The sequence below is a fragment of the Paenibacillus profundus genome, assembly GCF_021369635.1.
GTDB lineage: Bacteria > Bacillota > Bacilli > Paenibacillales > Paenibacillaceae > Paenibacillus_B > Paenibacillus_B profundus.
On the sequence record NZ_JAJNBZ010000011.1, the window covers coordinates 139549 to 162010 of the forward strand.

The 22462-nt window shown below is 48.8% G+C and carries 24 protein-coding genes and 2 pseudogenes; 10 read left to right on the forward strand and 16 right to left on the reverse strand.

Annotated features, from left to right (window positions below):
• Window positions 1–8 precede the first annotated feature (8 nt).
• The 7 genes from LQV63_RS15140 to LQV63_RS15170 are packed head-to-tail and all read right to left on the reverse strand — an operon-like array spanning window position 9 to window position 7871.
• Complete coding sequence (locus tag LQV63_RS15140; protein WP_233697345.1) at window positions 9–995, reverse strand: isochorismatase; 987 nt, start codon at window positions 993–995, stop codon at window positions 9–11.
• Between the two features lie 20 nt (window positions 996–1015).
• On the reverse strand, window positions 1016–2647 hold the full coding sequence (locus tag LQV63_RS15145) for a (2,3-dihydroxybenzoyl)adenylate synthase (protein ID WP_233697346.1): 1632 nt from the start codon (window positions 2645–2647) through the stop codon (window positions 1016–1018).
• A 3-nt stretch (window positions 2648–2650) separates the two neighbouring features.
• A complete protein-coding gene (gene dhbC / locus LQV63_RS15150) occupies window positions 2651–3892 on the reverse strand; it encodes an isochorismate synthase DhbC (RefSeq protein ID WP_233697347.1) in 1242 nt (413 codons plus the stop codon).
• A 23-nt stretch (window positions 3893–3915) separates the two neighbouring features.
• On the reverse strand, window positions 3916–4701 hold the full coding sequence (locus LQV63_RS15155; protein ID WP_233697348.1) for a 2,3-dihydro-2,3-dihydroxybenzoate dehydrogenase: 786 nt from the start codon (window positions 4699–4701) through the stop codon (window positions 3916–3918).
• A gap of 15 nt (window positions 4702–4716) precedes the next feature.
• Window positions 4717–5562: an alpha/beta hydrolase gene (locus LQV63_RS15160; RefSeq protein WP_233697349.1), complete on the reverse strand. Its 846-nt coding sequence runs from the start codon at window positions 5560–5562 to the stop codon at window positions 4717–4719.
• A gap of 14 nt (window positions 5563–5576) precedes the next feature.
• Entirely contained in the window at window positions 5577–6605 is a 1029-nt protein-coding gene (locus LQV63_RS15165; RefSeq protein ID WP_233697350.1) for an ABC transporter substrate-binding protein, read from the reverse strand.
• Window positions 6606–6653: 48 nt separating this feature from the next.
• Window positions 6654–7871 (reverse strand): ABC transporter substrate-binding protein, encoded by a 1218-nt coding sequence (locus LQV63_RS15170; RefSeq protein WP_233697351.1) that lies wholly within the window; start codon window positions 7869–7871, stop codon window positions 6654–6656.
• Window positions 7872–8417: 546 nt separating this feature from the next.
• Between LQV63_RS15170 and LQV63_RS15175 the strand changes: the two genes are divergently transcribed.
• Complete coding sequence (locus tag LQV63_RS15175) at window positions 8418–8915, forward strand: transposase family protein (RefSeq protein WP_233697352.1); 498 nt, start codon at window positions 8418–8420, stop codon at window positions 8913–8915.
• Between the two features lie 8 nt (window positions 8916–8923).
• Window positions 8924–9244: a transposase gene (locus LQV63_RS32070; protein WP_407672927.1), complete on the forward strand. Its 321-nt coding sequence runs from the start codon at window positions 8924–8926 to the stop codon at window positions 9242–9244.
• 20 nt (window positions 9245–9264) lie between these two features.
• On the opposite strand, the gene LQV63_RS15180 is transcribed toward LQV63_RS32070, so the two are convergent.
• Together LQV63_RS15180 and LQV63_RS15185 are read right to left on the reverse strand one after the other, a co-directional pair.
• A complete protein-coding gene (locus tag LQV63_RS15180; RefSeq protein WP_233697353.1) occupies window positions 9265–9579 on the reverse strand; it encodes a hypothetical protein in 315 nt (104 codons plus the stop codon).
• Window positions 9580–9700: 121 nt separating this feature from the next.
• Window positions 9701–9949 carry a hypothetical protein gene (locus tag LQV63_RS15185; RefSeq protein ID WP_019419412.1) on the reverse strand — a complete coding sequence of 83 codons (249 nt, stop codon included), beginning with the start codon at window positions 9947–9949 and terminating at the stop codon, window positions 9701–9703.
• A gap of 566 nt (window positions 9950–10515) precedes the next feature.
• On the opposite strand from LQV63_RS15185, the gene LQV63_RS15190 reads away from it, so the two are divergent.
• Window positions 10516–10878: an SH3 domain-containing protein gene (locus LQV63_RS15190; protein ID WP_019419413.1), complete on the forward strand. Its 363-nt coding sequence runs from the start codon at window positions 10516–10518 to the stop codon at window positions 10876–10878.
• Window positions 10879–10971: 93 nt separating this feature from the next.
• Here the strand turns inward: LQV63_RS15190 and LQV63_RS15195 are convergent, their stop codons facing one another.
• Together LQV63_RS15195 and LQV63_RS15200 are read right to left on the reverse strand one after the other, a co-directional pair.
• Window positions 10972–11532, reverse strand: a complete 561-nt coding sequence (locus LQV63_RS15195; protein WP_019419414.1) for an RNA polymerase sigma factor — start codon at window positions 11530–11532, stop codon at window positions 10972–10974.
• A gap of 404 nt (window positions 11533–11936) precedes the next feature.
• Window positions 11937–12179 carry a hypothetical protein gene (locus tag LQV63_RS15200; protein WP_233697354.1) on the reverse strand — a complete coding sequence of 81 codons (243 nt, stop codon included), beginning with the start codon at window positions 12177–12179 and terminating at the stop codon, window positions 11937–11939.
• A gap of 449 nt (window positions 12180–12628) precedes the next feature.
• Between LQV63_RS15200 and LQV63_RS15205 the strand changes: the two genes are divergently transcribed.
• Window positions 12629–13099 (forward strand): IS5 family transposase, encoded by a 471-nt coding sequence (locus LQV63_RS15205; protein WP_233697355.1) that lies wholly within the window; start codon window positions 12629–12631, stop codon window positions 13097–13099.
• A gap of 201 nt (window positions 13100–13300) precedes the next feature.
• Here LQV63_RS15205 and LQV63_RS15210 read toward each other — a convergent pair whose 3' ends face one another.
• Window positions 13301–13525, reverse strand: coding sequence for a helix-turn-helix domain-containing protein (locus tag LQV63_RS15210; protein WP_233697356.1), 225 nt, complete (start codon window positions 13523–13525; stop codon window positions 13301–13303).
• Between the two features lie 453 nt (window positions 13526–13978).
• Between LQV63_RS15210 and LQV63_RS15215 the strand changes: the two genes are divergently transcribed.
• Together LQV63_RS15215 and LQV63_RS15220 are read left to right on the forward strand one after the other, a co-directional pair.
• Window positions 13979–14392 (forward strand): phage holin family protein, encoded by a 414-nt coding sequence (locus LQV63_RS15215; RefSeq protein WP_233697357.1) that lies wholly within the window; start codon window positions 13979–13981, stop codon window positions 14390–14392.
• Window positions 14389–14589 (forward strand): hypothetical protein, encoded by a 201-nt coding sequence (locus LQV63_RS15220; RefSeq protein ID WP_233697358.1) that lies wholly within the window; start codon window positions 14389–14391, stop codon window positions 14587–14589. The genes LQV63_RS15215 and LQV63_RS15220 overlap by 4 nt, the downstream gene beginning before the upstream one ends.
• A gap of 346 nt (window positions 14590–14935) precedes the next feature.
• On the opposite strand, the gene LQV63_RS15225 is transcribed toward LQV63_RS15220, so the two are convergent.
• Together LQV63_RS15225 and LQV63_RS15230 are read right to left on the reverse strand one after the other, a co-directional pair.
• Window positions 14936–15298, reverse strand: coding sequence for a type 2 periplasmic-binding domain-containing protein (locus LQV63_RS15225; RefSeq protein WP_233697359.1), 363 nt, complete (start codon window positions 15296–15298; stop codon window positions 14936–14938).
• Window positions 15299–15453: 155 nt separating this feature from the next.
• Window positions 15454–16224 (reverse strand): annotated as a pseudogene (locus tag LQV63_RS15230) (glycerol-3-phosphate dehydrogenase C-terminal domain-containing protein); the annotation flags it as partial.
• Between LQV63_RS15230 and LQV63_RS15235 the strand changes: the two are divergent.
• Window positions 16225–16491: pseudogene (locus LQV63_RS15235) on the forward strand (EamA family transporter); the annotation flags it as partial. It abuts the pseudogene before it with no gap.
• A gap of 111 nt (window positions 16492–16602) precedes the next feature.
• On the opposite strand, the gene LQV63_RS15240 reads toward LQV63_RS15235, so the two are convergent.
• Window positions 16603–17982: a helix-turn-helix transcriptional regulator gene (locus LQV63_RS15240; RefSeq protein ID WP_233697360.1), complete on the reverse strand. Its 1380-nt coding sequence runs from the start codon at window positions 17980–17982 to the stop codon at window positions 16603–16605.
• The gene (locus LQV63_RS15245) at window positions 17915–18412 is read right to left on the reverse strand and encodes a hypothetical protein (protein ID WP_233697361.1); all 498 of its coding nucleotides are present in this window, start codon (window positions 18410–18412) and stop codon (window positions 17915–17917) included. Before LQV63_RS15245 ends, LQV63_RS15240 begins: the two co-directional genes overlap by 68 nt.
• Before the next feature lie 214 nt (window positions 18413–18626).
• Between LQV63_RS15245 and LQV63_RS15250 the strand changes: the two genes are divergently transcribed.
• The 3 genes from LQV63_RS15250 (at window position 18627) to LQV63_RS15260 (ending at window position 22351) form a co-directional block, all read left to right on the forward strand.
• A complete protein-coding gene (locus LQV63_RS15250; RefSeq protein WP_233697362.1) occupies window positions 18627–19898 on the forward strand; it encodes an ABC transporter substrate-binding protein in 1272 nt (423 codons plus the stop codon).
• 3 nt (window positions 19899–19901) lie between these two features.
• The gene (locus LQV63_RS15255; protein WP_233697363.1) at window positions 19902–21320 is read left to right on the forward strand and encodes an ABC transporter substrate-binding protein; all 1419 of its coding nucleotides are present in this window, start codon (window positions 19902–19904) and stop codon (window positions 21318–21320) included.
• A 368-nt stretch (window positions 21321–21688) separates the two neighbouring features.
• Window positions 21689–22351, forward strand: a complete 663-nt coding sequence (locus LQV63_RS15260; RefSeq protein ID WP_233697364.1) for a type 2 periplasmic-binding domain-containing protein — start codon at window positions 21689–21691, stop codon at window positions 22349–22351.
• Window positions 22352–22462: the final 111 nt, after the last annotated feature.

Below are 22462 nucleotides of genomic sequence, written 5' to 3' on the forward strand. Positions count from 1 at the left end.
ACCTCCTTCTATACAGTAAAATAATCATAGTTGGGCAAGGTTTTGCTCAGCCTTGAAGATAACAGCTTCCACCAGTCAGCCAATGTGGGCTGCTCGGCCAGCTCCACGAAGCTCACCGCGGCTCCGCTGCGGCGCCACCGCTCCACCAGGCTCATAATCCGGATGGAATCAAGTCCCCACAACATAATCAGGTTGTCATTATCCGCAATCTTGGACGGCTGTTCCTGCAGAAGTCCTGCCACTTCCTCACGCACGGATTGCTGCGTCAACGGCCAGCGATCAGCCTCAGGCGCAGCTTCAGGTGTAGATTCAAATTCAGATGCAATTTTAGGCGCTGATTCAGGCGTTGCAGCCTGCGAATCCACCAGTTCATTTACGAGACGCTGCGTCGTTATCGTGACCGCGCACCGTTCGGCCGCATAAGTGAGAGCCATCCGATGCTTCTCCGCAGAAAAATCAGCTACCGCATCGGCGATGAAGAAGGGCTGCACGTCCTGCATGAATGCTTCGCATGAGGTTAGCAGGCATCCAATATGGGCGTAAATGCCGCATACCATCAGCTGATCCCGGCCGCGCTGCCGCATCATGTCCAGCAGATCGGTCTTCTGAAATGCGCTGTAACGCCACTTGGTCATCACAATATCGTGCTCGCCGGGAGCAACCTCTTCCACAAACTTTTTCTGATAAGGCCCATCGTCAATGCCCGGGCCCCAGAAATCCTGCAGCAATCCGCGCTGCTCAGGGTTCTGACCGCCAGGCTGCGCCGAGTACACAACAGGTATTCCGAGATCGGCGCAATGAACACGAAGCTTCCGGATGTTCGCCAGCAGCTCTACGACAGGCGATTCGTCAACATTGAAGGCGTCGAGGAAGTATTGCTGCATATCATGAATAAGAAGAACGGCACGTCTTGGATCAGGTGTCCAAGCCACCTTGTTCGCCGGTAGATTGGACTCCACAGGCATCGGATAAGGAAGAATGGATGGAAGAGCCATAATATCTCCTCTTTTCAGCATTATTTTGGTACGCTAGCTAGAGACGTCTGCTTCTTGGCAATGAGTTCGCGCAGTGTCTTTTTACTCACCTTGCCTACCCCTGTCTGGGGGAACGAATCCACGAACTCCACCCGATCAGGGATTTTGTAAGCCGCTAGCCCGCGTCCTCTAAGAAAGGCTTTGAGTTCAGCATCTGTCAGCGACGAGGAATGATAAGGAACAACGAATGCGCACGTACGCTCGCCGAGGAACTCGTCCGGCATCGCTACCACCGCTGCATCGTGCACCCCGGGATGAGCGAGGAGGTGATTCTCTACCTCCTCAGCCGCCACCTTGTCTCCGCCGCGGTTAATTTGGTCTTTATCGCGGCCCTCAATGACCAGATAACCAGCTGAGGTCAATCTGGCGAGGTCGCCTGTACGGTAAAATCCATCTGTCGTGAACGCCTTGGCATTATGCTTCTCGGCCTTGTAATAGCCGCGAATGGTATAAGGCCCGCGCGTCAGCAGATGCCCCACTTCGCCTGAGGCGACTTCACAATCATCATCGTCCACCAACCGGACTTCATCATATGGCGACATCGGTCTGCCTTGCGTGTTCACAATAATCTCTTCCGGATCATCCAGTCTGGTGTAATTGACCAGCCCTTCCGCCATCCCGTAAACCTGCTGCAGGGTGCAGCCCATCGCCGTGCTTACCCGCTTGGCCGCCTCCGCGCTGAACTTGGCTCCGCCGACCTGCAGCACCTGAAGATGGGACAGGTCGTAACGGCGAGATGCCGCCGCGTCGAGCCAGATCAATGCCAGCGGCGGCACTACGGCCGTAATCGTGACGCGCTCCTCCGCAATGAGAGGGAACGCTTCGTCCGGGCTGGCTCCACGCGCAAGAACGACTCTGCCGCCGGCATATAGCGTCCCGAGCACTCCGGGCGAGCTAAGTGGGTAGTTATGGGCGACAGGGAGCACCGCCAGATATGCGCTATTCTCATTCAAGGAGCAGATCTCCGCGCTTACCCGCAAGCTGTAAATGTAGTCATCGTGCGTCCGGGGAATCAGCTTCGGGAGCCCGGTCGTCCCGCCGGACAGCTGGAGAAAAGCGACATCGCCAGGGCTTGGCCCCTCCATTCCGCTTACGGGGTCGGCATACAAGTTGCCCAGCGCCGTAAACTTCCCCGGGTCTCCCGCCACAATGACGTGACGCAAGGCTGGAGCAGCCTCCTTCACCTGTTCAGCAAGGTCCCGGTAATCAAATCCCGAGTCTGTATCAGGGATAATGTAAGCCACCGCTTCGGTGAACTCGCATAAATAGGTGATCTCGCTTTTGCGGTGCACCGGCAGGGAGAAGACAGGCAGCGCTCCTAAGCGGAACAGCGCAAAGATAGCTTCAAAGAATTGCGGGATATTGGGCAGCTGAACGATAACCCGATCCTGCGGCTGAATCCCCAATTTGCGGAATCCGGCAGTGAGACGGTCTGCTCTGGCGTCAAGCTCCGCATAGCTCATCCGCTGATCGCCGCTGACGATGGCAATGCGATCCCCATGGGCTGCGGCGCGCTGCCGCAGCATGTCACCGAATGTCTCTCCCCGCCAACATCCTTCCTTGCGATAGCGATCGGCCAACTCCTTAGGCCATGTTGGGCATCCTGGCAGCATCAATCATCCCTCCCGCGTCATCGATAGTTGTTGTTGATTCAGCCCCATGGCAAGCAGCAGCGTGCGGAACTTGGCTGAAGTCTCCGCAAGCTCGGCAGCCGCGTTCGAACCGGCAACGATTCCCGCTCCGGCGAATAGACGCAGCGATCGTCCTTCCGCCTCTGCACAGCGGATCGTGACGGCCCACTCTCCGTCGCCATTCGCATCGCACCAGCCAACCGTTCCCGTGAAATAGCCTCGTTCGAACGGCTCAATCTCATGAATTACAGCACGGGCCAGATCCGTAGGCGTTCCGCAGATGGCAGGCGTCGGATGCAGCGCCATTGCGAGCTCAAGCGATGAGACCGAGGCATCGGCAAGCTCCCCGTTTATTTCGGTGGAGAGATGCCACATCGTCTTCGTCTGCACAAGCGATGGTCCAGTGGGAACATCTAATTTTTTGCAATATGGACGAAGCGCGGCCACGACAGCATCGATGACCACTTCATGCTCATGTCTGTCCTTAGCGGAGGCCAGCAGTGCGGCCGCCCGCCGCTTATCCTCGATGGGATCATCGCTGCGGGCCGCGGAGCCTGCCAACGGATTGGCTTTAATCTGCAATCCTGTCTTCGTGACGAGCAGCTCCGGGCTGGCTCCAATGAGCGTTCGGGGACCTTCGTGCGCATCCGCTGCGCATTCCTCTCTCTCTGCCGCCAGATTGACGGCAAAGGTATAACCATGGGTATTGTGATAGGCCAAATTGCGCAGCAGCTGATGGACATCGACAGCTTGCGGCGACGTAATGTGCAGCGTTCTTGACAGCACCACCTTCTGAAGCGCGCCTGCGCTAAGACGAGCCAACACTTGGTTCACGCCATCCTCATATTTTTCCGGCTCCGGAATCGCACGCATCTCACATACTGACGCCACTGGCTGTTCCATCTGAATGCCCGGCTCGAAGCTCAGAGGCCCTGCCCAATGGATAGCGTTCGGCACGATAAGCTGTGCAGGCTTCGTAACATCAAAAGGAATCGCTCCTGCAACAACCGGCACCTCATGCCCGGCTTGTCTAGCCGCGGCCAGAAGAACGGCAACGCGGCGCGTCAGGCTAATCCCTTCATCCTGCTCTTGAGCGTGCCACCGCGCCCATTGTCCCTGTGCCAGCAGGGTCCGTCTTGGTGAAGAGAAAAAGAAGGACGATCCCGTCCGGTATTGTTCCAGCAGCTGTGTGGCAGACGCTGCAGGAGCAGCAACACACTTCAACATTTCTACCATCTCCCTTCTATGTATCAACATCCCAAAGTTGCACCGCCGTCGACGCACAAGTCATGCATCGTAATATGCCGCGCCCGGTCGGATACGAGAAAGACCACTGCATCGGCAATATCGGAGGGCATGGCCAGCTTCCCAAGCGGTATTCCCAAGCGGAACGCCTCCGGCGAGCCGGCGATGACAGCCCGAGCTCCATCCTCACTGCTCCATAGCGCCCGCTGCATAGCCGTGTCCGTGGAGCCAGGCGACACGATGTTGCAGCGGATATTGTGCCGGGCGTACTCCAGCCCCAGACATTTGGTGAACATAGTAGCCGCAGCCTTCGAGGCGGCATAAGCCGACATCTGCGCGCGCGGCACCCCGGAAGCATTCGATCCCACTGTCACGATCGAACCTGAATTGCGGAGCGCCATGCGCCTTACTATAGAACGGGACACATAGAACACGCCGTTGACGTTAACGGCGAAGGTCGCCTTCCAATCCTCATCGCTGAGCGATTCGATGGGCCCTGTTCGCAGCAGACCAGCCACATTGACAACCATTTCAATGGGACCCAGCTCACGTTCGATCCGTTCCACCACTTCATCAACGGCAGAGCTGTCACCCACGTCTGCGGGGTATGCCACAGCATGGAGATCGCTGGCACTTAGATCAGCCACGAGGCCGCTAATTCCATCGGCATTCCGATCCACTGCCGCAACGATGGCCCCAAGCCCGGCAAGGGCCCGTGCCACCGCTTCCCCAATGCCCTGAGCAGCGCCAGTGACTATAGCAACTTTTCCCCTTATCCCTGCACTCTCCACTTCTTCAACCCCTCTTTATTTCTCTGGATTTAATGCAAATCGCAAGGCCCGGCTGATCAGAATCGGCAGCACCGATACATGGCCTTCATCTTCAAATTCTTTGTATACTGCTCCCACTCCACGACTAGAGAGAGCGGTTAGGCGTTCCGAGAGCTCCCTTGCGCTGTCGCAATTGCGGGAGACGTGACTTTTCTCCAGCTCTCCTACACCAAGCAGCAGTTGAACGTTGACAGGCTCCTCCTTCACGCGGGCTGTAAATTTCTGTTCCTGTTCAAGCAAATATTGCTTGTTCCAATGGATGGATGGACTGCCTGCGATATAGTACTGAAATGCGCCCGGCTTAGTAAACAACGCATACAACGTGAACAGACCGCCGAGAGAATGCCCAAAAATCGTCTGCCGATTGCGGTCGATCTGGAACTCGCTTTCTATCTGCGGCTTCAGCTCCTCCTCGATGAATTGAAGGAACGCCGCTGCTCCGCCTTGCTCAGGCAGAGCTGTGCCGTCGGACTTGTGGCGGTATTCGGTAGTTGGAACTGGCGTGTAATCGTAAAAGCGATCCGGCGCATACGGACCATCCGTCTCATAGCCGATGCCTACAATTATCGCAGGCACTACTCCCGTCTTATCAGGCCGGCGGCATTGCAGGCGCACCGCCTCCGCCATCGTTCCGAATACGGAATTTCCATCCAGCAAATAGATAACTGGAAATCCTGAGGGAGGAGGCGCTCCCTCAGGCTGCGCCACTATAAGCCGGTACGTGCGGTTCTCTGTACGCGAGCGCATCATCCATTGCTCCGCACGGGGAATGTCGACCCTGCGGCGCGAGATATGATTGAGTGTAGTTATGTTCGGTTTCATCTAATCCCCCCCGTTTATTGGGCCAGCAGCCGGACTGCATCATCAACAATTTTCTCGTAAGCGATCAGGCCGCTGCCAAGCCAATATTTATTGCTGACCTCGAACACATGGCCTTGCTTGGCGGCAGTCATGCTTTTCCAGATAGGGCTTTCCATCATCTCTTTCATGCGCTCAGTACCTTGGTCATAAGCATTGATAACAAAAATATAGTCTGCGTCCAGCTCCGGGAGTATCTCCATGGATACATTGGCGCTGTTCTCATTTTCCACGAGCTTGGACATGCCGAGCCCCAGATCCTGATGCACAACATAACCGCACAAGTATTTGCCGCCCATCAGGCTGACGCCTCTGGGTGCGAAGCGAATAATCGCCACCTTTTTTTCTCCAACCGCTTTGTTCAGCTTTTCCTTGGCATCATTCACTTTTTGCTGATAAGCCTGCAGCGCATTGTCGGCTTCAGCAGATTTGCCGAGCAGCTCCCCGATTGTGGCGAGCGACTTCTCAATATTTCCGGAAGCGCTTTTGAACACATAGGTTGGCGCAATCTTGGAGTAGTTCTCATAGTTGCCATTTTGGGCATAGGTCTCAGTGTGCAGAATAATCAGATCGGGATTATAGGTCATTAACACCTCCGGCGAGGGCAGTCCTCCCGAGAGGTCAAGCTTCGGCACATCCTTCAATTCCTCTTGCAGATAGTCGTGTCCCATATTGCCGTTGGACCATTGAGCTACTGGCTTTACGCCCAGCTTGAGCAGAGAGTCCTCCAGATTGGGAGCGAAAATGTTCTTTGGTTCAGCAGGAATTTTGATTTCATGGCCAAGCTCGTCTGTTACCGTCCGCTCACCGGATGGTTCCGCGCTTTTTTCCCCCGCTGCGGACACTTCAGAGGTTGCTGCAGTTGAGCCTTGCTGTCCAGACGATGTGGCGCTGCTCTCCACCTTGGAGCCGCAGGCCGTCAGCAAGCTTCCTAAAAGCACACAGCACAGCAATGCTGAAATTCGGGCTGTAAAGCCAGACTTTACATGAACAAGACGTTCTAACACGGTATATCTCCTCCTGTGATAATAATTCTCAATTGGCTTGAGTATAAATCATGTGGCGAACGATTCACCATAGCCATTATCCAGAAATCCATTTGGACAATTTCCTGTAAACAGGAGCAGTGCTTCATCCAGCATCCTCATGATCGCAACCGCCGAATACTCGAACCACGGATCGGATGTGATGGGGTATACATGTCTGCTTTTTACCGCTTTCAGTTGACGCCACTCGGCTGAATGCTGCAGCGCCAGCCAGTATGCCCGGGATGATGCCTCAGGGCACACCAAGACAAGAATCCTGTCGGGGCTAAGCTCTGCAACTTGTTCCAATGTCAGCTGCAGGCTGCAGGACGTGTCTCTCCGGCAAGCTGCTTCAAGCTTCAGGTCCTGGTAGAGCACGTCCTCTAACCCGCGGTTCCCATAGATATGGATGCTATGTCCATAGACGCGCAAGGCTAACATTTTGTCTTGTCCCAGCACTTCGTCAATCTGGGTCCGAGCAGACTGAACCCTCTGTTCATATCGTTGTATCCATTGCTCCGCCTTATCTTCCCTATCCAAAAATCGGGCAATTATCCGCAGCTGGTCTCGCCAACCGTCGTCCGTCGGAACAATGAGAGAAGGCGCAATGTCCATCAATTTTGTCTTATCGAGGGGGCACAGCTGCTCGGTTCCGATAATGGCATCGGGACGAGCCTGAATCAACCTGTTCAGATTCACCTCGAATGTCCAATTGGTATAGGGATCGGTAAGCTTCAGATGGGACTTAATCTCCGTACGATAGGCGTTATAGTAATAGGGCGTCCACTTCGGATCAAGCGGCGCTGCCGTCGGCATGACATCCAGAGCAAGCAGCTGTCCTGTAATCGAAGAGGAGCACGCGGCTATGCGCCGCCTGGAGTTTTTCACAAAGTCAGACGGGGACACGCCAACCTCCTTCTTGAATTTGCGGCTAAAGTAAAACTCGTCCTTATATCCCACCTTCAAGGCGATATCCCGCAGTCGCTCTCCGGATTCTGCCAAATAACGCTTGGCACGGTTGATGCGCAGATCCGTCAAGTAATCCATAGCGCTTTGCCCATATGTTTTCTTGAAGAGATCGACAAAATATTTGGGACTGATATTCGCCATCTGGGCCAGCTGTCCAATACAAAGCGGTTCGTTATAATGCTGATCCATGAATTCTCTGATCTCCATCAAGTTCGTTTTTCGATTCCGGCCCGGCGTGAACAAGCTATTGTCTGTCTGCAGCTCTTCTTTTGAAAGCACGAGGAACCTCCTTTTGGTTATAAACCATGAGCAGCTTATGAGCTTATGAAATCCATGATTTATTGTATGAAAATGATAATCATTATCAATTAATAAACTAACATATGACTCCCCTCTAGTCAATCAAATTTTGGAAAATCTGTGGCATAAAAAGTATGCTCAGCAATGTTTTAAAGACATAAAAATAAGCCCCCAGGCCATTTCCTAAGAACCTCAGTTACCTATCCAAAATTATGAACACTACACCTCTTATTTGGTGTTTTGGGCGCAACATATCCGCTTAATTAGCGTATGCAGCTGCGCTGATACCGACCAAGGTATCCTTACACTCTTGAAATGTTCCAAGTAAACCAGTGCTTTTTCAATACATTCACATGATGCAGAAAGTCAAAGTAGTAAAATAAGACCTCAGTTCAACTTAACTGAACCAAGGTCTTGATACTATAAAATATCGCTTCCTCGCTATAGTTCATGGGTAATGTCTGCTAAATAGAAATGTTGACGACACTGCTCATTAAGACAATTAATAGGGCGGGATGGTATTTGATGTGGAATTCGATAAGTAGTAATGACCAACTGATTATGAATATGTTCAATATAGCTTTACAGTTGGAAAAACCCTGGAAACTTGCACATATTGAATTTGAAGGCCGAGATCAAGCTTGGCATCTGTACATCGACTTCGAGCGAGGAACCACATTCGCCTGTCCCTTGTGCGGATCTGCTTGTAAGGCATATGATACCGAGAAGAAGCAATGGAGACACCTCGACTTCTGGAATTGGAAAACCTTCATGCATGCCAGATTACCAAGAGTAAAATGCCGATCGTGCAACAAGGTGACGCAAGTGCCAGTAGCTACAGAGGGAAAAGGTAAGGATACGCTAGAACGCTTCAAGTTGCATATGACGGCAAAAGGCGCTACCGCGCAGCAAATTGAAGAAATCTGTTGCGACATGTCTCCCGCTTTTATCCGAGGCATTGAAGAATACTTCCCAGACGCCGAATTACCTTTACAAATTCCATGTGATGAAGCTCTTGGGTGAAGCCGTGGATGAGGTTCGAATTCAAGAGCAGAAGCAGCCCGGAATTGAAACATACAAAATACATTTGGTTGAAAAACGAAGTTAATCTCAAGGCTGAGCAAAAGGAAACTTTACTACGCTTAAAAGATAGCAATTTGCAAACAGGAAGGGCATACCGTTTGAAATTGTCGTTTCAGGATTTCTGGAGCACTCCACATATTTTAGCAGATGTATATCTGCGAGAATGGATTGGTTGGGCCAACCGATCGCAGCTTAACCGCCTTGAAACCCTACTTCAGAACTTGGTACAGCGGTCAAGTGTTTTTCTTGAGGGCTGTACCAAGTTCTGAAATTCTCTTAACGGGAAGGGTTATGAAACTAGCAACTGTGCTTTTACCCATCCAGTAGAGCGAAGAGCCAAAAAATCTTTATATTCCGATAAATAATAATCTGCTCCTGGGGTATTATCCTGAAACAAACATGTTTTAATCCCCATTGTCTTGCTAGGTAAAATATCTATCTCCCGATCGCCAATAATAAGGTCTATTCTGTTTCTACTATGTAAATATTCGTATTCATATGCGGATTCTAGAAAGGCTTCAAGCGATTCATTCTCCCACTCTTCTTTTTGGTTTATCCTGTCCAGTTCTAAGTTCATTAATAAAGTGTAAAAAGGATTTTTCATCTGTCACTTCATCTACCAATTCGAAAAGTATCTTCTTCATAGTCTGATTTCAATCCTTTGTAATTTTCATTCAGGAATTGCACATAACGTATTAGGAATGAAATTTCCGTTCGTGTTATGTTCATAACCTGGTCCAGAAGCTTTTGTAATCCTCAAACTCACCATCTTCATCTTTCATGCAATACTCCGCACGGAAGATTTCGTCTACGATTTTTTTATTGTGATCATAGAGTGTATAGGGATACAGAAACAATTTATCGCACTCTTCATGTTCCTTCTCAATGACGTTTTCTTCGCAGTATCCTTCTTCAAGAAGTAATTCAACCGCCCCAAAAAAGGATAATCCGTTAAGAATGTTTATGTTAACCAACTTAGTGCCCCCCGTTGAATGAACAATCTGTACAGTTGACTTCATTCTTAACATAGCTACAAAATGTTTGATACAGAAAAATTTTAATTTCTCCTTAAAAATCTTATCTATTAAGAAATTGCTTTCACTTGCAGCACGAATATGGTGTTAGGTGATGCCGTATTGAAAGGTCTCAAAACGGTTTCGCCTAACTCGTTACCCTCCATATACGTTAGTTACGCTAGCTTGTCCCCCTAAGTATATCCTTAGTCCATAATATTGGAAATAAAATGATGCATAAAAAACCTCCCCTCCCTATAAAATGCGCCTTACATCCATAAATAATCTTTTTTTGAAAATTGTTCATAATTTTTATGTAATTTAGGAATTCATATGCAATGTTATTGATGAAGGGTTATATCTCATCCTTCCAGTCAATCGCGAACCCAAAACGATGTAAAGGAGGTAGAGATATGTTCCGCATCCGATCACCTGGCCAGACAGTCATTCTCATCATATTCTCTCGCTGATACCTCGCAATCATAGAAAATGGAACCCATTATCATATAAAAGGAGTTGTTGTTCAAATGTTCAAAAAAGTTGCGAGCTTCTCGTTGGCAATCGCTTGTATGGCAGTTCTGGCCCAAGGTGCATATGCAGCGGAAAGTAATCCTCCTGCCAATGTGAATAATCAGCAGCATGCTGTAACCGCCGATGGCGGATTGGTCCTTCTAAGTGCCACGTATGAAATAAAGGAAAATGGAGTTAGATTACGAAGCAAGCCTTCATTATCCGGGACAGTGCTTGGCTTGCTTAATAAGGGCGATATGGTAAACGGAGGCCGTCAAGATCCTGTATACGCGGACGGCTATGCCTGGATAAATGTATATAGCTACAAACATAATGCTTCTGGTTGGGTTGCAATCGATTATTTGACGGAAGTCGGATGAATCTATTTTCAATCGCAATGGGGTTGCCCCATTGCGATTGAACTATTGTATCCCCCCCTGAATAGCGGCGGATTGATGATTTGCAGGGCTTTGTCAGATATCCAGACTCACCACAAGAGTCTGAACGATGCTTCTGATTTTCTTATTAATCCGGTAAATTCTTGTCGTTATCGCGTTAGCCGAAACATCATATTTCCGGGTCAGCTCCGCGATTGACATTTTCTTTAAATAATAATCCGTATACAGTTCGTATTCGCTCGAACTCAACTTCATTAACACTTCATGATACAATTCATCCACATCGACCGCATTTTCGACAAGCTGATCGATTTCATTATCCTGCAACTCCAATCGGTAATTGATATCATCCGTAATGATAACCTCGCGCCTCTTTTTGATATACATGGCCCGAAATGAAAGGTTAATAAAATTCCTTGCCGTAGTGAATAGCCATCCTTCCACATTAGGGTGCCTTTTTAACTTCGAGATTTGCTTTCTCGCTTCGAGAAAGGTATTTTGCGTACATTCATCGGCAAAGTCCATCAGTTCCGGTTGCGATTTGATTAATTTTTTACAATATTTATATACCGGCTTGAAATATGTATCGCATAATTCATTAATAAAAAGATCATCCCGTTCATACCCTTCTCTCATCACAGTGCCGCCTCCTAGCGTAGTTATTGTTATATTTTTATACAAATTCCAGTAATAACTAATTATTCCTATAATGAATAATATAGATTTCACGCCTGAATGTAAAGGCACTATTATGCATTCCAAGACAGATCAGAGAAAAATAAAAATAAAAAAAAAGCCTCAGTATACTGTTAGCGTGACCAGAAGAGACTTTAGAACCGTAGCCACCATATATTCCTCCTAAACATGCTGATGACATTAATCTTTGAGTTTTGCCTTACGTGGTTCTTTCGAGTCCAGTTCGATTCTAAGCTCACTATTATATTTTCGACTTCTCTTAATAATTTGCTTCATAAAATCTATCTTTCCTGGAGAAACAAGAGAAATTTGAAATACTCTTTCTGAATCTATACACAAATATTTCACTCTCCCATACAACTAAGATTCAGGAGGTGTTCATACTTATTAGACCGCTCTACGTCGATAATCGCCCGCACTTCCTCAAGCCACTCCAATGAGACATGTCCATTCAAAAGTGTGTAGGCTTCCCATAGTACCAGAACAAGCAATTGTTCCCTGACTGCCTTAGATGCCACACCGACTTGCTCGTATTCCCCATAAGATTTATTATCCAGCTTATGGACCAGAACAAATGAATCATACATTACATTACCACCTCCTTCATTGTTGCAAATCTATCAGGGTCAATACTGGAAGCTTCACAAAGCTTGTTGATGCCCGTCCGTATTAGCGTGAAATAGGATTTTTACTAGAGCGTGTCTTCAAACTATAAAAACGATCCAAAACATGGTGAACTTAGCGTATGAGAAGGCGATACGAAATACGCGATGATCAATGGGAGCGAATCAAAGATCTACTACCGCCGGAACGCCCCCCCCAAGGCGGACGAAAAGCCAAGGACAGTCGAATGATGCTAAACGCCATGTTATAGGTGGCCCGGCCCGGTCCGGTGCGCCTTGGCGGGATTTGCATGACCATTCGGGCTCATGGAAGACCATGTATACCCGTTTTCGCCGCTAGCAAATAGCTGGCGTTTGGGATCAAGTTCTGGAGCACGTCTCTATATCCCCCGACTTCGAAAATATCATGATCGATGCCACCATATTTCGTGTTCACCAGCACGGAGCGGGGCAAAAGGGGGCAGCAATTACAGGCGTTCGTACGCTCCAGAGGCAGAATAACGACCAAAATACATGCAGCTATAGACGCGCTGGGAAATCCGCTGCGCTTTGAACTGACCGCCGGCAATTGTCACAACTGTGTCAAAGGATATGAAATGCTTCAAGATATGGATTTCACCGGCAAGGCCGTGATTGCCGACCGAGGTTACGACATGAACAACGTTCTGGAACTCATTGAGAAGCAGCAAGCAGTCGCCGTTATTACCAGCCGAAAACGCTGCAAAATTCAACAAACGTGTGATTGGCGGCTATACAAAGAACGCCATTTGGTCGAATGCTTGTTCAACAAACTCAAACATTATCGCAGACTGGCTACTCGCTATGATAAGCTGGCCTGTTCCTTTGCGGCCTTTTATCGCTGGCCTCTATTCTTTTATGGCTAAATTAGGTTTGAAGACACGCTCTAGTTAAATCACAAAGAGATCAGACACACACCTAGTTATAAAAAAACCTCTATCAAAGGAGACTTCCCAAGATGAGTGACCGCGTTTAGAGGTAGGTTTTTTATCGCTTCATAGAGCTTAAACATTCCTTAAGCATAAACAAAGGCCTCCAACGTCAGCTGAAGGCCCTATCACATCCAATTATGCATTCGCTTTTCCCCTTTTAATGAGTTCGATTAATCCGGTTGTCATGGCCTGCAGCGCATCTTCCTTCGGCATTTTAATGTAGCGGCTAAGATCGATCATCTCCTGTTCGTAGAGCTCGATAATCTGCAACATGGCCTCCTTGTCATCGTCCTGTGCCCTCTGAATCAACTCCAGGAATTCAGTTTCTGTGATAACGTTTTGAGGGAACTCCTTTTCCATTTATTCACCCCCTGTTGGGTTAATTTCATGTCTAGCGCCACTTCCTTTTCGCTTTTGTCGTGAATATATATTTCGCTCATAATATGTCTGGCCTTGTTGGATGTAAGGGAGCTTAGCAGCTCATGAATAAATAGATTTGAATCCGATTGTTCTGAGAAGCTTGAGCCAATTACAATTTCAATTTTCAAAGCCATTTCCCGATTTTGCTTTACTCTGGCACGATACTGAAGTCTCCATGCGATCCTCTTTAACTCCTGTTGATAATGTCGATAAGTAGGCACAGAAGACATCCTAATCACCTCCACGATTATCATTTACTCATAAATTAAGGAAATATATTGAATGTTTTTACAACCATTTATATGATCATACTTCAAACCTCGCGGAAGGTTGTAGATCGCTCTGTCTTATCTCCTATATGTGTACATCCTACTAAAAAGGGAGGTTTGCAGCATGGAGAGCTTATTGAAGTGTATGGCAGCAGTTGCAGAAGGCGGCATCAGCATGTTATATGGCCAATGGAATTCTCTATTGCAGGTACTCACTGTCATTGTTGTCATCGATTCTATTGCGGGGATAGTCATATCGAAAGTAAGAGGCGAACTACATAACAGGGCAGGCATGATCGGCATTGCAAGAACAATCTTTATGTTTCTATTGATTGCCATCGCGCATCATATGGATATCGTTTTGGGCCAGACGCATTACTTTCAAGACGCAGTCACTTATTTTTATATTGCTAACGGTCTTATCAGTATATTAGAGAACGGAATTAAGCTGGGAGTGCCTGTCCCTGGCGCATTCCGCAGAGCTATTTTGAAATTCAAGGAGTTAAGTGAGGAGGACGAAAGGAGCGCCAAGGAATGACGGCTGCTCAAGCCGTGATGCTTTTCAATGATGGGGTTGAAGTCTTGTACAAAAATAATTTACTTATATTCCATAATAACACTTTTCGTTCCATTTTGCTTCATTATTTTGTGTATGCAGGAAAAACAACATGCCCTGCTTTCAAGGCTAGGGCATGTTGGGTATCAGTTCATGATATCAAAAATAATAAGCATTGAAATGATTAATATTAAAGCACCCACTATAAATGAAGTGACTGCCTGTACTCTATTTTTCTCCCTTACCTGCAAATCGAATGCCTGAGAGAAAACATGCAGAGACATGCATAGTGTCAAGAAGCCCAAGTATATGACTTTATCTCCTTGTATAAAGACAGCCCATGCTCCAAAGATGATTACACCTAAAGCGGTTAGATATTTACATATTTTAATAAGTCTATTCATTAGAACTAATTAGATGGTTGGTATCCATCTGCCCTTTCTAAGAGATTGCAATCAATTTTTATTGCTTTGTTACCGCTGTTACCTGCGTCTTCAAAGGATAAGTACAGAAGGAACATCTGAGTCAGTTTTTTTGCAGCTCCAGCCTTATCAATTCATTCCCTTGGTCCTCTATTCGTTTTAAAGCTTCTTCTGTACGGTTATTCCCTTCTAACACTTGAGATATTTCTAACGCCGCCATGTCTCTAAACTTTGGCCAAAACTCAGATGGAATCTTACTGTATCCAGTGGAAACCGGGTTCCATTTTAATTTATAAAAAGCTTCCATATGACGCCCTTCATCATTTTGAATGTACTTCGTTCTAACATGCATCAAATTTTTTGATGCTCTCGAAATTGCTTTTGCATGTTCATCACTATGAATATACTGTATAAATTTCCATGCTGCCTTGGTGTTAGTGACTTTACTAGGAATGGAAAATATCATGCCTTGATTTGCAGAACTAGGTCATCCCGGGTTTCCCCTGAGTTCCCCAGGTTTCCCTGAGTTTCCCCAAGTTCCCTAGGTTCCCCCTGAGTTTCCCGGGTTTCCCCCGGGTTCCCCTGCCTGTCCCCATCTGTTCCCTTATTCTCCACGGCCGCTTCCACTTGCGGAACGACCGCTTCATGCAGAAAGCGGTCCAGCTCTGCGGCACCGCTCGCCTGTTGCTCCGGCGTCCAGCCGAGGTGAGCGGCCATCCACTCGATGGCCGGCTGCTTCCATTGCCGGACCCATTCGATGTCGAAGAACAGGGCGCCGGTTCTTCGAATGAAGAAGTCTGCCGGCATGAGCGCCATCTCTTCCTCCACCGCGTATACGAGCGGAACGAGGACTTCGAGCGGAAGGCCGCCGGATGCGGCTTCATCGCGATACCGCTCCGCCAGCGCGAAGAGACGGTCCGCATTCGAGCCGTACATGCGAGCCCACCGCTGGGCCAGCGCGGCATCCAGACCGCGGCGGACCCCCTCCTCCATCTTCGCCTCGACGAAGCCCGGGAAGAAGAAAGAGCCGCCGACATCGCCGCCCGAGATCGGCATCCGCTTCGTCTTGACCGGCACGAACGGGCGGCTGTCTTCCTTCACCAGCCGCTGCATGACAAGATCGACGACCGTCTCCGCCATCTTGCGGTATCCGGTCAGCTTGCTGCCGGCGATCGTGATCAGACCGGAAGGAGACTGCCAGATTTCATCCCGGCGCGAGATCTCGGAGGCACTCTTTCCTTCTTCAAAGATGAGCGGTCTGACCCCGGCCCAACTCGATTCGATATCGTCGGCGGTCAGCCGCACTGACGGGAACATGAACGCGATAGCGCCCATAATATAATCGCGGTCTTCCTTGGTCATGACGGGATGGGCGGGATCGCCCTTGTAGAACTGTCGGTCCTTTATCTGGGCATTCTTTCTTCCTTAGTTACGTCCTTCATGTCGAACTATGCCTTGTCCGTCCTCGAGGCGGCCAAAATGAGCGTGTTCAGTCATGTCGCCACTCTAATTACGATTGTCGCTGGTGTCTTGTTCCTGCATGAGAGCTTAGGCTACTATCATGTGATCGGCGGCATCGCCATCCTCGGCGGCGGCATCGTCACGAACCTGCCGTCGACCCGCAAGGCGAAGAAGCGTCCTTTCCGCTCGGCATCATGACAAATCGATGGCATTCCGTGGCTAAAAGAGCCATCCTGAAAATGGCTTCGAAGATCGGATCCAGTCACTGTAAATTGAGCAGGGCCTATGCATTTGCGCATAGGCCTGCCTTCACGATATCAACGATTCCTTCCTCGCCTTCTCCACCGCCTCATCACGGTTGCTTACATTCAGCTTCGCATAAATAGAAGGCATGTAATTCCGCACCGTGCGTTCCGACAGATGCAGCCGGGACGCAATGGCTTTATAACGAAGCCCTTGCATTAATCCCTTCATAATATCCATCTCCCGGCTTGTCAACGAGAACGGATTCTCGCCCGATACGCGAACGGATGGGGCGAGTGCGCCTCCGCTGTGCCGGCCTGCCGGTTCATGCCCTCCCTCCGTGATCATCCTGCCGCCGCAATGCACGAATCGAATGGTAGCGGCTAATTCCTTCGCGCCAGCCTCTTGCGATGCATATCCGTCAACCGCGCCGCGCAGCGCCTGAGCCGCCTTTATACGTTCCTCCCCTTCGTTAACGATAACGATAACGCGGGTGTCTGTTCCCTTCCCTTTTTCCCGGATGCGTGCTATCCAATCTCTCCTGTCTGTTCCATCCCAATGTACGGACAGCAGTATAATATCCGGTTGTGCATGCTTCACGACCTCTTCGGCCTGATCCTTATGATCTGCCGCGATCGCTCGGAAATCCCGTTCTTCGTTCAAAAGGTTCACGACATGCTCGCGCCATGCAGGAGAATCCCCCATGACTACAATCTCAATCCGTTCGACGGGAGCTGCCGCTTCGCTCGGTACCGTTACGGTCATCATCGTTCCTCCGTCCACACCGGCATAAAGATGGATATCGCCTCCCAGCACGGTCAGACGCTCTTTCACAGGAGACAGATCCGAGCCGAACGGCAGCCAATCAAGCCGCTTTCCATTATCCTCTATCTGCAGCGTGATGTGCGTCGGGGCATATTGCAGTGTTATGTGAATAGAACCCGCTAGGCCGTGCCAACAGGCATTGGCCAACGCCTCCCATGCACAGCGGTACAATAACTGCTGCGTGTCCTGATCGACCGGAAATGCGCTGCCCAGCTTCCGGAAGGATACGGGAACGCCCTCTTGTCTGCTCCAATCGTCTGCGACCGCTTCAATAAAGGCCTCTAGCGGCAGGTCATATCCCGGCTGCTCCAGACTCCGCAACTGATCATGAAGCTGATCCCGCTCCGACACGATGGATGCTCTCAGCGATTCTAAGCGCTTCATGCCATCTTCTGAAGTGACATGCTGGCGAAGCGCATCCAACTCAGACCCTGCCAGCGTAAGAAGGTGATAGACCGTCTTCGTGGTCTCGCGCGCCGCTTGGCAGCGTTCCTCCAAGCGCAGCGTCCGTTCCGTCTGAAACGGGTGCTTTTCGATAATGTCGTATTGCTCCTCAATGACGGCAAGTCTGCGCTTGGCCGTGCGTATAACATCTCCGAGCTTGCGCAGACCGAATCCCATGAAGTAGAAACATGCCGCTAAAAACAAAGTGCCAAACACCGATACAAGACGCATCCGGCGAGAAGCATGCTGCCACAGGAGGAGTCGCAATGGCAAGCATAGGCACAACCCAGTTCTTCGTATTTCTATGAAAATACCCCATCGTGAACGCCGCCGGAAAGAACATGAAGTAAAAACCGAGATCTATAGCGGCGTAGATGGAAAATCCGCCGGTAATCAATACATCGGCAATGATATACGCCCGATAACGAAATGCTAACAAGAGAATAGGAACTTGAAGATATAACACAATGAATAGGACGGCATCGATGGTAAGAAAAGATCCCAAATGTTCATTTTTTAAAAGAAAAAGAGTCCAAGCAAAAAATAAGATGCGTGCCAGGATCACCAACCCATCCAGCTTGTAAAAGCGTTTGTTGCTCAAATTCATTAAAAACAACCCCAATAGAATAGATAGAATGTTGTGTTGGAATAGATTTCTAAATTCATATGTACCATGAAAAGACGGAAAAAGAAAGCTCTGGGAGGCACGACTCTTTTCCAACTTTCAACTTCGGGACATTTTGACCCTACCGGGCAGGACAATCCGTATGCTACCTTAACCTGGTCGTGCTTTTTTATACAAGAAGAAGGAGGAGTTGGAATTGAAAACAAAGCTGATGACATGGACGCTAATTTGCAGCGTTCTTATGCTCATGCTCCCTGTCCATACGGAAGCGGCCAGCGAGAAAGTGACCTTGAAGGTGTTGGACTTATCCCAAGATTCTTTTGACAAGAGGTTCGGAAATGCATTTACGGCCAAATACCCGAATATCCAAATTAAGGTCATCCCGATACAGAAACAGAACGGGACATCGCTGCTTTCGGGTGATGAAATACGTAAGCTGGAGGATAAGGAAAAGCCGGATCTGCTGTCGGAAAGCTTATATACACACAGCTTGGACGAATATGTGGCCGAAGGCAAGCTCGTCGATTTAGGTCCGTATATTGCCCAATCCAAATCCATTAAGCTGGCCAATTTGAATAAAAATGTTGTGAATTCCATGAAAGTAAATGGAAAACTCTACGCGCTTTCGCCGACATTTATAGCGAAGGGCCTATTTTATAACAAAACCCTATTCGATAAATACAAGATCAAGTACCCGAAAAACGAAATGAGTTGGGCGGAAGTGATGAAGTTAGCCGCGGAATTCAAGCAGAAAGCCGGCTCTCCAGGATTTCATTATAACAATGACTTATTCTCTTTGGCAGCCTCTGATATCGCAGGCTCGTATAACCTGACATTTCAGGATAAGAACAAGGGCGGCAAGAACATAACGATCAATACCAAGGAATGGAAATCGATCTTCGACATGGTGGTCAAAGCTGCCAAGAAAGAGGCAATTACCACGAAAAATAAGGCTTTTCTAGCAGGCGAAGCTGCCATGACGGTAGAGAACCCATTTCTTTTTATCGGGATTAAGATGGAAAACATCAAATTCGAATGGGGAGTTGTGTCGGAGCCGGTGAATCCCGCTCATCCGATAAGTTCGGCATACGGAGCTAATCATATGTTCGGCATTAGCACCGAGTCGAAACATGCGGATGCGGCTTGGAAGTTCATTGAATTCATCCACAGTGAGGATTTTGCCAAAGGGTACGTAAAGGATGGCGAATTTGGGCAAGGTTTGCCGACCAACGAATGCTGCAAGAAGTGGGGCAATAAAGTCGATCTTAGCGGCCTCTACAAGTTGGCTCCGGTCAAAGAGAAATATGATTCGAACATTCCCAATATTAACGAACTTGTCTATAAAGAAGGGAGTGCAGCATTCACATCCGTCTTGAAGGGCACACAGAGCCTTGATTCCAAGTTAGCCAGTCTTCAAAAGAAAGCACAATCAGAACTAGATAAAGCATGGGCCAAGAAAGGAAAATAAGCCATGAAAGATCTGCTTCGCGGTGGACCGAACATCGCATGGCTGCTCCTCAGCTTGATCCTGCTGCTGCAAGGCTGTGCCGACAAGGAAACCGAGCCCTTCGATCCGAACCAGCCGGTTACCTTAAAAGTCATGTACGCTTGGGGAGAGGAGGACTTCTATAATCGGTTCGGCAAGGAGTTTCAACTCAAATATCCGAATGTGGACTTTCACTTCGTCGAGAATCCGGAGTATAATCCCGATTTAACAGCCGAAGAGAATGAACAGGCATTGCTTGCCCATATCGCGAAGGAACGGCCTGATGTTCTCAGAATTGGTGGCGGCAACGATTTAGAAGCGGTGACGGCTGCGGGTAAGCTCATTGATTTGGGACCATGGATGAAACGGGACAATTTTTCGCTGGACGGGATTTATCCCCCAGTTCTCCATGCGATTCAAATGCAGGGCCACGGAACGCTGTACGGACTGTCCCCAACATTCGTAAGCTCGGCCGTATACTACAACAAGGACTTATTTGAGCAGTACGGGGTTACGCCTCCCCAGGATAAGATGACCTGGGAACAACTGCTTGATTTAGCTGCACGCTTCCCGGTTGAAGGTTCCCCGGAAGAACGCATATACGGGTTTGCTGAGGAATCCGCTGCCGAAGGTTCTATCTTTGGCCTCATGAATCGCATCGCCCAGACCGAGCAGATCGCATTAATTGATGCTTCAGGGACACGATTGCTGTTTGACTCGGACGGCTGGCGACGGATAACGAAGCTAACGGTGCGGAGCATGACCTCCAATGCTGTTTATTTTCCTGAAAAGCTGACGATTGGTCAAAGTATGACGCCGGACAATGATCTGTTCGTATCGGGCAGAGCCGCCATGATCGTCTCGGGGGATTATAGAATGGGTTTGTTGGAAGACAAGAACCACACCATGCAAACTTCACCTTCCCCGAAGGAGCCACTGCGTTGGGGAATGGTGCCGGTTCCGATCGATCCCGTAAATCCGCAATCCGCGAACGAGATCACTGTGTATGAAATGTATGGCATTGGGGCTGACTCAACCGCCAAGGCAGCTGCCTGGGAGCTTGTGAAGTTCATCAACAGCGACGAATGGGCAAAAGCTCAATCTCGTACCAAAGGCGGGGGGAATCTGCTGGCGCGTACCGCATATAATAAAGACCGCTTCAATCATGAAGATATTGAGGTATTCTATTCAATCAAACCGCAGAGCGGAGAAGAACTGCGTCAAATCCGCCAAGTCCCGCCTGAATTCCAGACATCGTTCGCAGATATCGTAAGGGAAGAACTCGAATCGATCGCAGCGGGCAAGCAGAGTGTTGAGCAGGCCGTACAGAAGATTCAGAAACGAGGCCAGGCGGAGCTTGATTCTTACAATGCCCAGATGGAAGAGAATAACGGGGTTCATTAATCTCTATTGGAACAAGCCCGGTGCGGATTAGCATCGGGCTTGTTCGCGTGTACGTCTCTTCTTTTCCCTGACCTCAACCTTCCAACTTCAGGACATTTTGACTCTACCGGGTAGGACAAAGCGTATGCTACCTTAATGTGGTTGCTTGCTTTTATATAATGAGAAGGAGGAGTTGGACTTATCCCAAGATTTTTTGACAAGAGGTTCGGAAATGCATTTACGGCCAAATACCCGAATATCCAAATTAAGGTCATCCCGATACAGAAACAGAACGGGACATCGCTGCTTTCGGGTGATGAAATACGTAAGCTGGAGGATAAGGAAAAGCCGGCTCTCCAGGATTCCATTATAAACATGACTTATTCTCTTTGGCAGCCTTTGATATCGCAGGTTCGTATAACCTGACATATCAGGATAAGAGCAAGGGCGGCAAGAACATAACGTTGAACACCAAGGAATGGAAATCGCTCTTCGACATGGTGCTCCAAGCTGCCAAGAAAGAGGCAATTACCACGAAAAATAATGCTTTTCGAGCAGGCGACGCTGCCATGACGGTAGAGGACTCACTTTTTTTTATCGGGATTAAGAGGAACATCAAATTCGAATGGGGAGTTGTGTCGGAGCCGGTGAATCCCGCTCGTCCGATAAGTTCGGCATACGGAGCAAATCATATGTTCGGCATTAGCACCGAGTCGAAACATGCGGATGCGGCTTGGAAGTTCATTGAATCCATCCACAGTGAGGATTTTGCCAAAGGGTACGTAAAGGATGGCGAATTGGGGGATGGATTGCCGACCAACGAATGCTGCAAGAAGTGGGGCAATAAAGTCGATCTTAGCGGCCTCTACCGATTGGCTCCGGTCAAAGAGAAATATGATTCGAACATTCCGTATATCTGGGAATTCCTTGTTAAAGAAGGGAACTCGGCATTCATATCCGTCTTGAAGGGCACACAGAGCCTTGATTCCATGTTATCTGGACTTCAAAAGAAAGCACAATCAGAACTATATAAGTTGAATCAAAGTTCTTAGCAACCCTTGGCAAGGAAAAATGAACCATTTGCCGAATAAGAAACAGATAAAGAAACGGACAAAGTGGGGGAACGCCATGGATAAGCATAATGAACTGGAAAAAGTAACAGA

Excerpts from the sequence above, each read along its gene's own strand:
- LQV63_RS15140 (WP_233697345.1), bottom strand. The coding sequence starts at position 995 with ATGGCTCTTCCATCCATTCTTCCTTATCCGATGCCTGTGGAGTCCAAT.
- LQV63_RS15145 (WP_233697346.1), bottom strand. The coding sequence starts at position 2,647 with ATGCTGCCAGGATGCCCAACATGGCCTAAGGAGTTGGCCGATCGCTAT.
- dhbC (WP_233697347.1), bottom strand. The coding sequence starts at position 3,892 with ATGTTGAAGTGTGTTGCTGCTCCTGCAGCGTCTGCCACACAGCTGCTG.
- LQV63_RS15160 (WP_233697349.1), bottom strand. The coding sequence starts at position 5,562 with ATGAAACCGAACATAACTACACTCAATCATATCTCGCGCCGCAGGGTC.
- LQV63_RS15175 (WP_233697352.1), top strand. The coding sequence starts at position 8,418 with ATGTGGAATTCGATAAGTAGTAATGACCAACTGATTATGAATATGTTC.
- LQV63_RS32070 (WP_407672927.1), top strand. The coding sequence starts at position 8,924 with ATGAGGTTCGAATTCAAGAGCAGAAGCAGCCCGGAATTGAAACATACA.
- LQV63_RS15180 (WP_233697353.1), bottom strand. The coding sequence starts at position 9,579 with ATGAAAAATCCTTTTTACACTTTATTAATGAACTTAGAACTGGACAGG.
- LQV63_RS15190 (WP_019419413.1), top strand. The coding sequence starts at position 10,516 with ATGTTCAAAAAAGTTGCGAGCTTCTCGTTGGCAATCGCTTGTATGGCA.
- LQV63_RS15195 (WP_019419414.1), bottom strand. The coding sequence starts at position 11,532 with ATGAGAGAAGGGTATGAACGGGATGATCTTTTTATTAATGAATTATGC.
- LQV63_RS15200 (WP_233697354.1), bottom strand. The coding sequence starts at position 12,179 with ATGTATGATTCATTTGTTCTGGTCCATAAGCTGGATAATAAATCTTAT.
- LQV63_RS15205 (WP_233697355.1), top strand. The coding sequence starts at position 12,629 with ATGCCACCATATTTCGTGTTCACCAGCACGGAGCGGGGCAAAAGGGGG.
- LQV63_RS15210 (WP_233697356.1), bottom strand. The coding sequence starts at position 13,525 with ATGGAAAAGGAGTTCCCTCAAAACGTTATCACAGAAACTGAATTCCTG.
- LQV63_RS15215 (WP_233697357.1), top strand. The coding sequence starts at position 13,979 with ATGGAGAGCTTATTGAAGTGTATGGCAGCAGTTGCAGAAGGCGGCATC.
- LQV63_RS15220 (WP_233697358.1), top strand. The coding sequence starts at position 14,389 with ATGACGGCTGCTCAAGCCGTGATGCTTTTCAATGATGGGGTTGAAGTC.
- LQV63_RS15225 (WP_233697359.1), bottom strand. The coding sequence starts at position 15,298 with ATGATATTTTCCATTCCTAGTAAAGTCACTAACACCAAGGCAGCATGG.
- LQV63_RS15240 (WP_233697360.1), bottom strand. The coding sequence starts at position 17,982 with ATGGGATTCGGTCTGCGCAAGCTCGGAGATGTTATACGCACGGCCAAG.
- LQV63_RS15245 (WP_233697361.1), bottom strand. The coding sequence starts at position 18,412 with ATGAATTTGAGCAACAAACGCTTTTACAAGCTGGATGGGTTGGTGATC.
- LQV63_RS15255 (WP_233697363.1), top strand. The coding sequence starts at position 19,902 with ATGAAAGATCTGCTTCGCGGTGGACCGAACATCGCATGGCTGCTCCTC.